Annotated in this window: 11 protein-coding genes; 4 read left to right on the forward strand and 7 right to left on the reverse strand. The window is 73.3% G+C overall.

Annotated elements, in window-relative coordinates; genetic code table 11:
* Positions 1–90: 90 nt before the first annotated feature.
* The 3 genes from hutH (at position 91) to EXE57_RS13525 (ending at position 4,478) form a co-directional block, all read left to right on the forward strand.
* Complete coding sequence (gene hutH, locus EXE57_RS13515) at positions 91–1,653, forward strand: histidine ammonia-lyase (RefSeq protein ID WP_135078323.1); 1,563 nt, start codon at positions 91–93, stop codon at positions 1,651–1,653.
* Positions 1,650–3,302, forward strand: a complete 1,653-nt coding sequence (gene hutU / locus EXE57_RS13520; RefSeq protein ID WP_135078325.1) for a urocanate hydratase — start codon at positions 1,650–1,652, stop codon at positions 3,300–3,302. The genes hutH and hutU overlap by 4 nt, the downstream gene beginning before the upstream one ends.
* Positions 3,303–3,524: 222 nt before the next feature.
* Entirely contained in the window at positions 3,525–4,478 is a 954-nt protein-coding gene (locus tag EXE57_RS13525) for a hypothetical protein (protein ID WP_135078327.1), read from the forward strand.
* A 49-nt stretch (positions 4,479–4,527) separates the two neighbouring features.
* Here the strand turns inward: EXE57_RS13525 and EXE57_RS13530 are convergent, their stop codons facing one another.
* From EXE57_RS13530 to EXE57_RS13560, 7 genes are all read right to left on the reverse strand, one after another.
* Positions 4,528–5,784: a phosphotransferase family protein gene (locus EXE57_RS13530; protein ID WP_135078329.1), complete on the reverse strand. Its 1,257-nt coding sequence runs from the start codon at positions 5,782–5,784 to the stop codon at positions 4,528–4,530.
* 47 nt (positions 5,785–5,831) lie between these two features.
* On the reverse strand, positions 5,832–6,707 hold the full coding sequence (locus EXE57_RS13535; protein WP_135078331.1) for an HpcH/HpaI aldolase/citrate lyase family protein: 876 nt from the start codon (positions 6,705–6,707) through the stop codon (positions 5,832–5,834).
* Positions 6,700–7,770 carry an HpcH/HpaI aldolase/citrate lyase family protein gene (locus EXE57_RS13540; RefSeq protein ID WP_135078333.1) on the reverse strand — a complete coding sequence of 357 codons (1,071 nt, stop codon included), beginning with the start codon at positions 7,768–7,770 and terminating at the stop codon, positions 6,700–6,702. The genes EXE57_RS13535 and EXE57_RS13540 overlap by 8 nt, the downstream gene beginning before the upstream one ends.
* A gap of 59 nt (positions 7,771–7,829) precedes the next feature.
* On the reverse strand, positions 7,830–8,903 hold the full coding sequence (locus EXE57_RS13545; protein ID WP_135078335.1) for a class I SAM-dependent methyltransferase: 1,074 nt from the start codon (positions 8,901–8,903) through the stop codon (positions 7,830–7,832).
* Positions 8,904–9,033: 130 nt separating this feature from the next.
* A complete protein-coding gene (locus EXE57_RS13550; protein WP_135078337.1) occupies positions 9,034–10,626 on the reverse strand; it encodes a helix-turn-helix domain-containing protein in 1,593 nt (530 codons plus the stop codon).
* A gap of 27 nt (positions 10,627–10,653) precedes the next feature.
* Positions 10,654–11,154 carry a DnaJ family domain-containing protein gene (locus EXE57_RS13555; RefSeq protein WP_244246831.1) on the reverse strand — a complete coding sequence of 167 codons (501 nt, stop codon included), beginning with the start codon at positions 11,152–11,154 and terminating at the stop codon, positions 10,654–10,656.
* Between the two features lie 86 nt (positions 11,155–11,240).
* Entirely contained in the window at positions 11,241–13,007 is a 1,767-nt protein-coding gene (locus tag EXE57_RS13560) for a BCCT family transporter (RefSeq protein ID WP_135078339.1), read from the reverse strand.
* A gap of 164 nt (positions 13,008–13,171) precedes the next feature.
* On the opposite strand from EXE57_RS13560, the gene EXE57_RS13565 reads away from it, so the two are divergent.
* Positions 13,172–13,777: a nitroreductase family protein gene (locus tag EXE57_RS13565; RefSeq protein WP_135078341.1), complete on the forward strand. Its 606-nt coding sequence runs from the start codon at positions 13,172–13,174 to the stop codon at positions 13,775–13,777.
* Positions 13,778–13,843: the final 66 nt, after the last annotated feature.

Raw genomic sequence — 13,843 nt, forward strand, 5'->3', positions numbered from 1 at the left:
CGGCAACGGGATTCGAGCTCGTCTCGGATCCGAGACAGGTCGGGCGCCGTCGGTCTGGCGCGGGGGACGGGGCGGTCGTTGGATGGGGCCATGACGACCCACTCCTCGCCGGGCCCGGTCGCCGTCGGCGTCGGCCCGGTCTCGTTCGCCGAGGTCCTCGCCGTCGCCCGCCACGGTGCGCCGGTGACGCTCACCCCCGAGGCCGAGGCTGCGATCGAGCGCGCCCGGGCCGTCGTCGACGAGCTGGCCGAGGCGCCGACGCCGGCGTACGGCATCTCGACGGGTTTCGGCGCGCTCGCCACCCGCCACATCCCGACCGAGCTGCGCGCCCAGCTGCAGCGGTCCCTGGTGCGCTCCCACGCCGCCGGGTCGGGTCCGGAGGTGGAGCCGGAGGTGGTGCGGGCGCTGATGCTGCTCCGGCTCTCGACCCTGGCCACCGGCCACACCGGGATCCGGCTCGGGACCGCGCGGCTGATCGCCGGGCTGCTGAGCCACGGCATCACCCCCGTCGTCCGCGAGTACGGCTCGCTGGGCTGCTCGGGCGACCTCGCGCCGCTGTCGCACTGCGCCCTGGCGCTGATGGGGGAGGGCGAGGTCCGCGACGCGGATGGTGCGCTGGTGCCGGCGTCCGACGCGCTGGCCGCGGCCGGGCTCGCGCCGGTCGAGCTGGCGGCGAAGGAGGGGCTCGCCCTCATCAACGGGACCGACGGCATGCTCGGCATGCTGGTGATGGCCGTCGAGGACCTGCGGCTGCTGCTGCGCACCGCCGACGTGGCCGCCGCGATGTCGGTCGAGGCCCAGCTCGGGACCGACCGGGTCTTCGCTCCTGAGCTGCAGGCGATCCGGCCCCACCCCGGCCAGGCCGCCTCCGCCGCCAACCTGGTGGCGCTGATGGCGGACTCCGCGGTCGTCGCCTCCCACCGCGGACCGGACTGCAACCGCGTCCAGGACGCCTACTCCCTGCGCTGCTCGCCCCAGGTGCACGGCGCCGCCCGCGACACCGTCGAGCACGCGGCGAGCGTCGCCACCCGCGAGCTCGCCAGCGCGGTCGACAACCCCGTCGTGCTCCCCGACGACGGCCGGGTGGAGTCCAACGGCAACTTCCACGGTGCCCCCGTCGCGTACGTCCTCGACTTCCTCGCGATCGTCGCCGCCGACGTGGCCTCGATCAGCGAACGGCGCACCGACCGGTTCCTCGACAAGGCGCGCAACCACGGGCTCCCGCCGTTCCTCGCCGACGACCCCGGCGTCGACAGTGGCCACATGATCGCCCAGTACACCCAGGCCGCGATCGTCTCGGAGCTCAAGCGGCTCGCCGTCCCCGCGAGCGTCGACTCCATCCCCTCCAGCGCGATGCAGGAGGACCACGTGTCGATGGGCTGGTCGGCCGCCCGCAAGCTGCGGCGCTCGGTCGACGGGTTGTCCCGCGTCGTCGCGGTCGAGGTGCTGACCGCGGCCCGCGCGCTCGACCTGCGGGCCCCGCTGACGCCCTCGCCCGCCACGGGTGCCGTCGTCCGCCTGCTGCGGGAGGCCGGGATCGAGGGACCCGGCCCCGACCGCCACCTCTCGCCCGAGATCGAGGCCTGCGTCTCGCTCGTCCAGTCCGGCGCCGTGCTCGCGGCCGCCTCGTCCGTGATCGGAGACCTCCAGTGAACGACCGCCTGCCCATCCACGCCCCGCACGGCACCGCGCTGACCGCCCGCTCCTGGCAGACCGAGGCGCCGCTGCGGATGCTGATGAACAACCTCGACCCGGCCAACGCGGAGCGCCCCGAGGACCTGGTCGTCTACGGCGGCACCGGGAAGGCCGCCCGCAGCTGGGAGGCGTACGACGCCCTCGTGCGGACGCTCCGCACGCTGGGTGACGACGAGACCCTGCTCGTGCAGTCCGGCAAGCCGGTCGGGGTGATGCGGACCCACGAGTGGGCGCCGCGCGTGCTGATCGCCAACTCCAACCTCGTCGGCGACTGGGCGAACTGGGAGGAGTTCCGCCGGCTGGAGGACCTCGGCCTGACGATGTACGGCCAGATGACGGCCGGCTCGTGGATCTACATCGGCACCCAGGGGATCCTGCAGGGCACCTTCGAGACCTTCGCCGCCGTCGCTGACAAGACGTTCGGGGGCACGCTGGCCGGGACCATCACCCTGACGGCCGGACTCGGCGGCATGGGCGGCGCGCAGCCGCTCGCGGTGACCATGAACGACGGCGTCGCGATCTGCATCGAGTGCGACGAGTCCCGGATCGAGCGGCGGATCGAGCACCGCTACCTCGACGTACGCGCCGACTCGCTCGACCACGCCCTCGAGCTCGCGGTGGCCGCTCGCGACGAGCGCCGTCCGCTGTCGATCGGCGTGCTCGGCAACGCTGCCGAGATGGTGCCGGCGCTGCTCGAGCAGGGTGCCCCGATCGACGTCGTCACCGACCAGACCTCCGCGCACGACCCGCTGTTCTACCTGCCGGTGGGGGTGCCGTTCGAGGAGTGGCAGGCGCAGCGCGAGGCCGACCCGGTGGCGTTCACCAAGGCCGCGCAGGCGTCGATGGCCGCGCACGTGCGAGCGATGGTGGAGTTCCAGGACCGGGGCGCGGAGGTGTTCGACTACGGCAACTCGATCCGCGACGAGGCCCGCAAGGGCGGCTACGACCGGGCCTTCGAGTTCCCCGGGTTCGTCCCGGCGTACATCCGGCCGCTGTTCTGCGAGGGCAAGGGGCCGTTCCGGTGGGCCGCGCTCTCCGGCGACCCCGCCGACATCGCCGCCACGGACCGCGCGATCCTCGAGCTGTTCCCCGAGGACGAGAAGCTCCGGAAGTGGATCACCATGGCGTCGGAGCGGGTGGAGTTCCAGGGTCTGCCGGCCCGCATCTGCTGGCTGGGCTACGGCGAGCGCCACCGGGCCGGGCTGAAGTTCAACGAGATGGTCGCCTCGGGCGAGCTCAGCGCGCCGGTCGTGATCGGCCGTGACCACCTCGACTGCGGCTCGGTCGCCTCCCCCTACCGCGAGACCGAGGCGATGCTCGACGGCTCCGACGCGATCGCCGACTGGGCGGTCCTCAACGCGCTGGTCAACACCGCCTCCGGCGCGACCTGGGTCTCCTTCCACCACGGCGGCGGCGTCGGCATCGGCCGCTCGCTGCACGCCGGCCAGGTGTGCGTCGCCGACGGCACCGACCTCGCGGCGCAGAAGATCGAGCGGGTGCTCACCAACGACCCGGGGATGGGCGTGATCCGCCACGTCGACGCGGGCTACGACCGTGCGATCGAGGTGGCCGCCGAGCGCGGGGTGCGGGTGCCGATGGCGGAGTAGGGGATACCTGACCGCGGAAATCATCCTTCGCGGACGGCCGGTGATGATTTCTGCGGTCAGCTATCCACCCGTCGTGATCCACAGCCTGCGTCCGGACGAGGTTGTCCACAGTCGGGCCGTCACCCGGGTGCGTGACGACAGGAACGGGCGGACCGTGCCCGGGGGGACGAGCACGACGACGGAGCACACTGGTCACCACGCGGCGCGCTGCCCGCCGACCTGGTGCGGCCCGCGCGCATCGACCCCGCGGGGCTCACCGGTCCCACGCGGGGCCAGACGCAGCGCGGCCGGTTCCGGCAGGTGTCGCACGGCTGGTACGTGCCGGCGGACGTCGACTCGAGCAGGGTCGAGCAGCGCATCCTCGAGCAGGGGATGCGTGTGCGGGGCACGGGTGCGGTGACCGGGTGGGCCGCGCTGCGATGGCTGGGGGCTGCGTACTTCGACGGGACGGTGGACGCGGCCGGCACGGTGCTGCCGGTCGATCTGCTGCAGCGGTCCGGCTACCACCCGTGGGAGGACGACCGTGCCCGCCGCAGCCGGCGGCAGCTGCCGCCGTACGACCGCCAGTTCGTGCACGGCCTGTGGTGCACGACCGCCCAGCGCGCACTCTTCGACGAGGTACGGCGGCGGCGGACCCTGCGGCCGGCGGTGGCCGCGATCTGCATGACTCTGGCCTCCGGGATCACGACCCGTCGCCAGCTCCGCGAGTACGCCGAGCTGCGGGTCGCCTGGGAGGGCATCCCGCTCTTCCGCGACGCGCTGGCCCTCAGCAGCGAGGGCTTCCGGTCGGGTCCGGAGGTCTACCTGTTCCTGCGCTGGGTGCTCGACGCGGGCCTGCCCGTCCCGCTGGTCAACCGGCCCGTGTTCGACCTCCGCGGCCGGTTGCTCGGATACCCCGACCTGCTCGACCCCGTCGCCGGCGTGGTCGGCGAGTACGACGGTGCCGCCCACCGCGGGCGGGACCGGCACCGTCGCGACGTCGCGCGCGAGCAGTGCTTCCGCGACGTCGGGCTGGAGTACTTCACGGTGGTGGCGGGCGACCTCTCCGACGAGCGGCTGGTGGTCGACCGCATCCGGTCGACGCGGGCGCGCGCCCGCTTCGGGAGCCCCTCGGAGCGGCAGTGGACGCTGGCCCCTCCGCCGTGGTGGCGGACGCCCCCGCCGCGCGATACCTGACCGCGAAGATCATCGCTCCCGCCGGCAAGGTGATGATGATCGCGGTCAGCTATCGCTCCAGCCCGGCCACCGCCCCCGGCAGCCGCTTCAGCAGCCACGCCACGACACCGCCCAGCTCGTACGCCGACGCGGGCTCGGTGGCGGCGGCGATCCGGTCGAAGACGTCGAGCTGGAAGACCAGGTCGACCACGGGCGCGAGCGCCGCGGCGCGGTCGATCCGGGCCTCCGGGAACGCCTCGCGCCACGGGCGGGCGAACGCCGCGAAGAGGTCGTCGTCCGCGGGCCGGCCCTCGTCGAAGTGCGCGAGGTGGCAGCCGTCCAGCAACGGGTGGCCGATGCAGCAGTCGGTCAGGTCGAAGACGCGGAGCTCGTGGCCGTCGTAGGCGACGTTGCCCAGGTGCAGGTCGCCGTGGCACAGGGTGTCCGGGAGCCCGCAGTCCCACAGCTCACGGACCAGGTCCTCGACCCTGCCGACCACCGCTCTTACCGCCGCGAGCTCGTCGGGGTCGAGGGAGCCGAGCTCGGGGCTGCCGGACAGCACCCGGTGGAGGGCGGCCAGCGTCGCCGCGGCGTCGCGCACCAGCCCACCGGCCTCCCGGAGCTCGTCGACCACGTCGAGCGAGGCGAGCTGCACCTCCGCCCAGCGGGTTGCGAGCGCGGCCGCCGCACCCGGTGACCGGTCGGACTCACCGGCCCCGCGCATCGCCTCCATCAGCGTCCAGCCGCGTTCCTCGTCGGCGGCGACCAGCACCGGGACGTCGTCGGGGAAGTGCCGCGCGAGGACCCGGTGGATCGCGGCCTCGCGACCGAACAGGTCGCACGGCGCCTTGAACCACAGCACGCCGGATCCGGTCGGCACCCGGAGCACCGCCGAGATGCTCCAGACCCGGTGGACCACCATCACGCCCGTACGCGGCCGGCCGGCCCGGGACAGCTGCTCGTCGACCCACGTCTCGACCTCGTCGTACCAGCCGGGCAGGAACCACGGCGGGCGCAACGGTGGTGGTTCCTCGCGCTCGCGCAGGGTCCGCCCCAGGAGCTCGGCGACCTCGGTGTCGGCGAGGTCGGCAGGGGCCACCCACGTGCCGTGCGGCACCGGCAGGGAGCGGCAGCCGACGACGTCGAGGAACCGGTCCACGCCCAACCGCAGCACCGGCGCGAGGTAGACGTCCGCGCCGACCCGCTCGAGCGCGGTGGGGAAGCGGTCGTCCGCGTCCTCGTCGACCTCGACCTCGGGCAGCCGGCCGTCGACGACGAGCACCTGCCCCTCGTGGAGCAGTGCGACGAGGACGACGCCGGCGACCATGCGCCGATGGTGGCAGAGGTTTGCCGACCGCGCGCGGGCGTTTCCGCTCAGGCGCCGCCGGGCGCCAGGGCGCCGATCGCGTCGTGGATCCGCAGGATGCGCTCCGCCGACTCGACGTGGAGGTTCTCGACCATCCGGCCGCGGTAGGTGACCACGCCGGAACCCTTGCCCTCCTCCCACGCCTGCAGGATCCCGCGCGCCTCCTCCACCGCCGACTCGCTCGGCGCGAAGGCACGGTTGGCGCCCTCGACCTGGCCGGGGTGGATCAGCGTCTTGCCGTCGAAGCCGAGCTGCCGGCCCTGGTCGCACTCGGCGAGGAAGCCGTCGGTGTCCTTGACGTCGTTGTAGACGCCGTCGAGGACGACCTTGCCGGTCGCGCGGGCGGCGAGCAGCGCCAGGCCCAGCCCGGGGAGCAGCGGCTGGCGGCCCGGGACGTGCTCGGCGTACAGCTCCTTGACGAGGTCGTTGGTGCCCATCACCAGGACGGTCAGGCGCTCGGACGCGGCGGCGATCTCCTCCGCGTGGAGCATGGCGACAGGCGTCTCGATCATCGCCCACAGCGTGGTCCGGTCGGGGGCGTCGTGGGCTGCCATGGCGTCCACCAGCCGCAGCACCGCGTCGGCGCTGTCGACCTTGGGCACCACGATCGCGTCGGGGCCTGCCGCGCACGCGGCAGCGAGGTCGTCGGCGTGCCAGTCGGTGTCGGCGGCGTTGACCCGGATGGTGACCTCGCGGGCGCCGTACGCCCCGGAGGCGGCGGCCGCGCACGCAGCCTCCCGGGCGGCGGGCTTGGCGTCCGGGGCGACGCTGTCCTCGAGGTCGAGGATCAGCCCGTCGCACGGGATCGACCGGGCCTTCTCGAGGGCCCGCTCGTTGGAGCCGGGCATGTAGAGGACCGAGCGGCGGGGGCGGAAGTCACTCATCGCCGAGCTCCTCGTACTTCGCGGCGAGCTCGGGGTCGACCGCGGCGAGCTGCTCGGCGAGGTCGACCATCACCAGGCACTGCTTGAGGGACGCGTCGTCCTCCATCTTCCCGTCGAGCATCACCGCCCCCGTGCCGTCGCCCATCGCGGCCACCACCCGGCGGGCGTGACGGATGTCCTCGACGCTGGGGCTGAAGACGCGGTTGGCGATCGCGATCTGCTTGGGGTGGAGCGACCAGGTGCCGACGCAGCCGAGCAGGAAGGCGTTGCGGAACTGGTCCTCGCAGGCGACCTCGTCGGCGATGTCGCCGAAGGGGCCGTAGTAGGGGTAGATCCCGTGCATGGCGCAGGCGTCGACCATCCGGGCGATCGTGTAGTGCCACAGGTCCTGCTGGAAGGTCGCGCGCTCGCGCGACTCCACGCCGTCGGCGTTGAGCACCGGGTCCTCGCGCACGAGGTAGCCGGGGTGGCCGCCGCCCACGCGCGTCGTCTTCATCCGCCGGTCCGCCGCGAGGTCGGCCGGGCCGAGCGAGAGGCCCTGCATCCGCGGGCTGGCGCCGCAGATCTCCTCGACGTTCGCCACGCCGCGGGCGGTCTCGAGGATCGCGTGGACGAGGATCGGCCGCTCCAGCCCCGCCTTCGCCTCGAGCTGGGCGAGCAGCCGGTCGACGTAGTGGATGTCCTCGGCGCCCTGCACCTTCGGCACCATGACCACGTCGAGCCGGTCGCCGATCTCGGTGACCAGGGTGGTCAGGTCGTCGAGCACCCACGGGCTGTCGAGCGCGTTGATCCGGGTCCACAGCTGGGTGGGACCGAAGTCCGTCGCCTGCGCGATCTCGACCAGCCCGGCGCGGGCCGCCTCCTTGCGGTCGGCCTTGACGGCGTCCTCGAGGTTGCCGAGCAGGACGTCGACCGTGCCGACCATGTCGGGGACCTTGGCCGCCATCTTGGGGTTGCTCGGGTCGAAGAAGTGGATCGCCCGGCTGGGACGCGCCGGGACCTCGCGGAGTGGCTCGGGAGCACCGACGGCGAGCGGGCGGAAGAAGTCCTTGGCGGGGCGCATGCCGCGGAACCTAGCAGCGGCCCGCTCGCCGTCGGTATGACGAAGGTGACACCTCGGGTTCAGGCGCGGGCGACGACGTAGGCGTTGAACGGGTCCTCCTCGAGGTCGTGGAGGGTCACCTCGGCGAATCCCGCCTCGTGCAGCATCCGGGTCGCGGTCTGGACGCCCCACACCGTGCCCAGACCGTCGCCGCCCTGACCGAGCGAGACCGACATGCAGTGCACGGTCGAGACGGCGTAGAGGAACGAGGCCCACGGCAGCTCGAGGTTGCCCTCCAGGGTGCTGTCCGCCTTGATGTCGACCATCAGGAAGGTGCCCCCGGGCCGCAGCGCGCGGCGGATGTTGGCGAGCACGGTCGCGGGGTGCGCCTGGTCGTGGATCGCGTCGAAGGCCGTCACCAGGTCGTACTCCGCGGCCGCACCGAGCTGGGCGACGTCCGCGGTCTCGAAGCGGGCGTTGGGCAGCCCCCAGGTGGCGGCCTCAGCCCGCGCGGCGACCAGCGCCTCCTCGCTGAAGTCGTAGCCGACGAAGTGGCTCGCCGGGTAGGTGCGGGCGAGCAGGTTGATCGCGTGGCCCTCGCCGCAGCCGACGTCGGCCACCCGGACGCCCGCCTCCAGGCGGTCGGCCAGCCCCGTCAGCGGAATGATCGTGTCGACGAGCGAGGTGTCGTTGACGGCCGCGCTGTCCGCGGCCATGAGGTCGTGGAAGCCCGGGTAGTCGGAGTACCCGAGGCCACCACCGGTGCGGAACTTCTCGGCGATCCGTGGAGCGACCTCGCCCATGAGCGCGACGTAACGGGTCTGGCGCGCGAGGTTGTCCGGCCCGGTCCCGGTGAGGAACGGCGCGTGGTCGGGGCGCAGCTCGTACGTGCCCGACGCGGGTGCGAACCGGACGAAGCCGGCGGTCACGACACCGCCGAGCCACTCGCGGACGTACCGCTCGTCGAGCCCGGCGGCGTCGGCGAGCTGGGCACTGGTCGCCGGCGGCAGCGCGGCGAGGGTGTCGAAGAGGCCGAGCTGCTGGCCGAGGCTGGTGAGGATGCAGATGGCGCCGTCGTTGAGGATCCCCAGGATGCGGCCGGCGACCTCCTCGGGATCGGCTGCGGTCGTGGTCGGGCTGTCGAGCGCGGTCATGGTGTCCTCCAAGGGTGGGCGGGCGCCCGGCAGGGTCGCCGGCGCCCTCCGACGCTAGGAGCGCAGCCGCGGCCGTCGCCTCGACCGGATGCCCCATCCCGGACCCGTGCTCGTGAGGTGAATCGTGCACTCAGAGGCCGTGCTCGCGGCTCCACCCGGCAGCGGCCGTCCGGGAGCTGACATCGAGCTTGGTGAAGATGTTGGCGAGGTGGCGGCTGACCGTCTTGTCGCTGATCGTGAGAGCTGCGGCGACGTCGCGGTTGCTGGCGCCGCCGGCCACCAGGCGCAGCACCTCGACCTCGCGCGCAGTGAGCCCGCCGGGTCGCTGCGCCGGTGCCGTCCGTGCCAGGTCCGGCTCGGCGCCGAGCCGGCCGTAGATCGCCCGGGCGGTGGCCACGTCGGCCGCGGCACGGTGCACCTCACCCAGCGCCCGGTGGGCGGCGGCCAGCTGCTCGTGGACGAGGGCCATCGCGTGACGGTGGCGCTGGTCGCGGTAGGTGGCGAGCGCGTCGGTGAGGAGTGGGAGCGCGGCCGCTGCGTCCCCGGCTGCCAGGTGGAGGGTGGCGCGCCCCTGGGCCGCCGCGGCCCGGAGCCCGGGGGTCCCGAACCGAGCTGCGGTCGACTCCAGCTCGGCCGCCAGCGTCATGGCGTACGCCGGCTCCTGCTCGCGGAGCGCCAGCGAGACCGCGGGCAGCAGCATCCGGGCCCGCGCCAGGGTGTCGCGCTCGGCGAGGGCGACCCGGAGCTGGTCGAGCGCCTCCGCGCACCGTCCCTCCGACGCCAGCAGCAGCGCCTCGCCGGGCTGGGCGGCGTGGCCGAGCTCGCGGGCCTGCCCGAAGGCCGTGCGCGCCCCGGCCGCGTCACCCCGCAGCCGACGTACCTCGCCGAGGGTGTAGTAGCCCTCGCCCGCCAGCCAGCCGTGCTTCCCGACGAGGTCGGCGCTGCGCTCGCCGAGCTCCTGCTCGACTGTGACCCAGTCGCCCTCGGCGGCGGCGAGCTGCAGCTCGTGGACCCGGGTGACGCCGGCGAACAGGAAGGTCTCCGACCGGGGCCGCGACCACCGGGCGAGCGCGTCGGTCCACGCCCGCATCCGCGACAGGTCCGCCAGCTCGTCGCACAGGTGGATGACGGTGCAGTAGAGGTCGCCGGACCACAGCGGGTCGACGTGGCCCGCGAGCACCGGGAGCATCGCCTCGTCGAGGTCGGCAAACCCGTGCGCGGTGCGCCCGCGGCGGATGCCGGCGAGGCCGCTCAGCGCCAGCGAGAAGCAGGCGAGCGCGGGGTCGTCGAACTCCTGGGAGAACGCCCGGAGCTCGGCCGCCGCGACCTCGGCGAGCTCGGGGTCGGCCGTCAGCTCGAGGTCCGCGGCCGCGTCGAGGTAGGCGAGGTAGCCGTGCAGGGCGCAGCGGGGCAGCGAGCCGAGCAGCCGTCGGGCCCGGGCCAGCCACGCCAGGGCGATCTGGACGTCGCCACGCGTGAACCACTCCAGCGTCAGGCGCAGCGCGCGGTCCGCCGCCTCCTGCTCGGCCCCGGCCGCGACCAGGCGTTGGTAGACCTCCTCGGAGACGGCCATCGAGCCGGGGGAGTCACCGAGCCACCAGGCAGCCTCGCCCAGCAGGTCGAGGTCGCCCGTGTCGAGCGTGGCACGGTCGGCGTCGAGCGCGTCGTAGGCGGCCCGCCAGTCACCACGGGCGTACGCCTCCCTGGCGGCCGCGACCGACACCTGAGCCTCCCCCGGCGCCGACCGTGCTCAGCGGCGGAACCAGCGCCTGCGCCGCGGCTGATCCGCCGTCTCCGGCGCCTGGTGCCCAGTGTGCCGCGTGCTGCGTCGCTCCCGCCACCGCGCGACCTCGGCGTCGACGTCGCGGGGCTGGGTGACCAGCGGCGGTCCGTCGACGGGGGTGTAGCGGGCGCGCATCACGCGGGCGTTGAAGTCCTCGATCTCGCGGCGTACGTCTCGCTCGCTGGCGAGCCCGTCGAGGAGCGCGTCGAGCTCGGCGTCGTCCTTGCGCAGCTGCAGCGCGGGCGGCAGCACGCCGGTGACCTTCTCGCGCTCGATGAGCTGCTTGAGCCACCAGTCGGGATCGTGGTCCGCGCCGAGGTCCCCCAGCGGCTTGCCCGCACCGGGCAGGTCGTCGAAGTCACCGCGCTCCATGGCCCGGCGCACCTGCAGGTCGACCCAGGTGTGCTGCTCACGCATCCGGGCCCGGGCCGCGGGGTCGCCGGTGCGTGCGTCGCGGGTGCGTTCCACCCGCTCAGGACGGCTGTCGTGGTCCGACAACGAGATCACCCCCTGCCCCGACAGGATACGAGGCAGGGGGTGATCCGGAGGAGGAGCTAGCGCTGCTCGGCGCGGTCGCCTACCTCGTCGCCGGCGGCACCGGGGGTGTCCTGCTCGACGGCGAGCCGGAAGTCGTCACCGTGCTCGGTGACGCCGGCGACCACGGCCTCGTGGACGGCGGCCTTCGCGTAGTCGGCACGCACGACGAGCGGGTCCTGCGAGAGGTCCTTGGCCAGGGCGACGCACAGGCCCACCATGACCACGGCGAAGGGCACCGCGGAGACGATGGTGATGGTCTTGAGGCCGTTGAGCCCGTCCTCGCCACCCACCAGCAGCATCACCGCCGCGGCGGCACCGGTCGCGACGCCCCAGAAGACGACGACCGCCTTGCGGGGCTCGATCGCACCGTTCTGCGACAGCGTGCCCATCACGAGCGAAGCGGCGTCGGCGCCGGACACGAAGAAGATGCCCACCAGGACCATCACCAGGATGCTGGTGACGGTCGCCCACGGGAAGTTCTCCAGCAGGGTGAACAGCTGCGCCTCGACGCCGCCGGCGCCGTAGATGTCGGTGCCGTCCATCTGCAGCTTGATCGCGGACCCGCCGAAGATGGCGAACCACACGAGGCTCACCAGGCTCGGCACCAGCAGCACGCCGGTCACGAACTGGCGGATCGTGCGACCGCGCGAGATGCGGGCGATGAACATGCCGACGAAGGGGGTCCAGGAGATCCACCAGGCCCAGTAGAAGACCGTGTAGTACGACAGCCAGGTCGCGACGTTGCCGCCCTGGGCGTTGGTCCGGCCGGCCATCTCGGGCAGCTCGCCGAAGTACGCCGCGATCGCGGACGGCACGATGTCGAGGACGAACAGCGTCGGCCCGACCACGAACACGAAGACCGCCAGCGCGACGGCGAGCACCATGTTGATGTTGGAGAGCCACTGGATGCCCTTGGCGACACCGGAGACCGCGGACAGCACGAAGCCGACCGTCAGCACCGCGATGATGCCGATCAGCAGGGCGTTCCCGGTCTCGCCGAGGCCGGCGACGATCTGCAGGCCGCTGCGGATCTGCAGGGCGCCGAGACCGAGCGAGGCGGCGGAGCCGAAGAGGGTCGCGAAGATGGCGAGGATGTCGATGACCTTGCCGGCCCGGCCCTCGGCACGCTTGCCGAGCAGCGGGATGAACGCCGCGCTGATCAGCTGGCGGCGACCCTTGCGGAAGGTGCCGTACGCGATCGCGAGGCCCACCACCGCGTAGATCGCCCACGGGTGGAACGTCCAGTGGAACAGCGTCTGCGCCATCGCGACGTCGGCCAGCTCGGCCTGGGTCAGGCCGTTGGTGCCCGGGACCGCGAAGTCGCCGCCGTCGGCGAAGAACGTCAGCGGCTCGTTGACGCCGTAGAACATCAGGCCGATGCCCATGCCGGCGGAGAACATCATCGCGATCCACGACGACGTGCGGAACTCCGGACGCTCGCCGTCACGGCCGAGCGGGATGTTGCCGTACTTGCCCAGGGCCAGCCAGAGCGAGAACACCACGAAGCCGGAGGCGATGAGGACGAAGAACCAGTCCAGGCCCTGCATCGTCCAGCCGAGCGCGGTGCTCGAGGCCGACGACAGCGAGGCCGTGCTGAGGAAGCCCCAGAGCAGGAAGCCGACGGCGATCGTCGCGGTCACGCCGAAGACGAACGCATCGATCGGCAGGTCCTTGGTCGACTCGTCGCGGAAGCGGAAGTCGAGGGCCGGGTGGCGTCGCCTGCGGGGCGGGGGCGCGTCCTCCCCTCGGGCCTGATCAGGCTGCGGATCGACGGTCGTGGCCATGGTTGTTACCTTCCTGTGGCTTTTCGACAACCGCACAACCGTGATTGCTCCGGGGTCAGGTTGCAAATCCGGGGTGACTCCTTGCTGCCACCTGGCACGGTCGTGCCCTAGCCTCCTGCGGGTGGCGGGACACGCTCGTGAACGTGTGAGGACGGCGGTGGGTCGTGGAGCTCCGTGAGGTGGTCCGGCGGCGTCGGATGGTGCGGCGGTACGCCGACCGACCGGTCGATCCCGCCCTCGTCGACCGCGCCCTCGAGCACGCCTCCCGGGCGCCGAGCGCCGGCTTCACGCAGGCCGTGGAGTTCCTCGTGCTCGACGAGCGGGAGCAGGTCGCGCGCTTCTGGGACGTGACCGCCGATGCCGGAGCCGAGAGCTCCTGGCTGAGGGGGATGCGGTCCGCCCCGGTGGTCGTCGTACCGCTGACGAGCCGGGAGGCCTACCTCGACCGGTACGCCGAGGCCGACAAGGGCTGGACCGACCGCGACCCGGGCCGCTGGCCGGTGCCGTTCTGGTACGTCGACGCGGGGATGGCCTCGCTGCTGGTCCTGCAGACCGCGGTCGACGAGGGGCTGGGGGCGTGCTTCTTCGGGATCCCGCCGGGGCGGGTGGCGGCGTTGCGCGAGGCGTTCGGGGTGCCGGGGGACCGGCTGCCCGTCGGGGCGATCACCCTCGGCCACCGGCTCGAGGACGCCGGCCCTGCCGGGTCGCCGTCCCGACGCCCCCGGCGGCCGTGGCAGGACCTCGTCCACCGCGGCCGGTGGCGTCGGTGATCTCGGATCCGAGACCCGGGCCACCGCTCGGTGCTTGCCGCCGCACCGGTGCGGCGATGGACTGAC

Source organism: Nocardioides euryhalodurans (assembly GCF_004564375.1).
GTDB lineage: Bacteria > Actinomycetota > Actinomycetes > Propionibacteriales > Nocardioidaceae > Nocardioides > Nocardioides euryhalodurans.

What these genes read in the sequence shown, in the direction of transcription:
- hutH (WP_135078323.1), top strand. Translation starts at nt 91, where the DNA reads ATGACGACCCACTCCTCGCCGGGCCCGGTCGCCGTCGGCGTCGGCCCG.
- EXE57_RS13530 (WP_135078329.1), bottom strand. Translation starts at nt 5,784, where the DNA reads ATGGTCGCCGGCGTCGTCCTCGTCGCACTGCTCCACGAGGGGCAGGTG.
- EXE57_RS13535 (WP_135078331.1), bottom strand. Translation starts at nt 6,707, where the DNA reads ATGAGTGACTTCCGCCCCCGCCGCTCGGTCCTCTACATGCCCGGCTCC.
- EXE57_RS13540 (WP_135078333.1), bottom strand. Translation starts at nt 7,770, where the DNA reads ATGCGCCCCGCCAAGGACTTCTTCCGCCCGCTCGCCGTCGGTGCTCCC.
- EXE57_RS13545 (WP_135078335.1), bottom strand. Translation starts at nt 8,903, where the DNA reads ATGACCGCGCTCGACAGCCCGACCACGACCGCAGCCGATCCCGAGGAG.
- EXE57_RS13560 (WP_135078339.1), bottom strand. Translation starts at nt 13,007, where the DNA reads ATGGCCACGACCGTCGATCCGCAGCCTGATCAGGCCCGAGGGGAGGAC.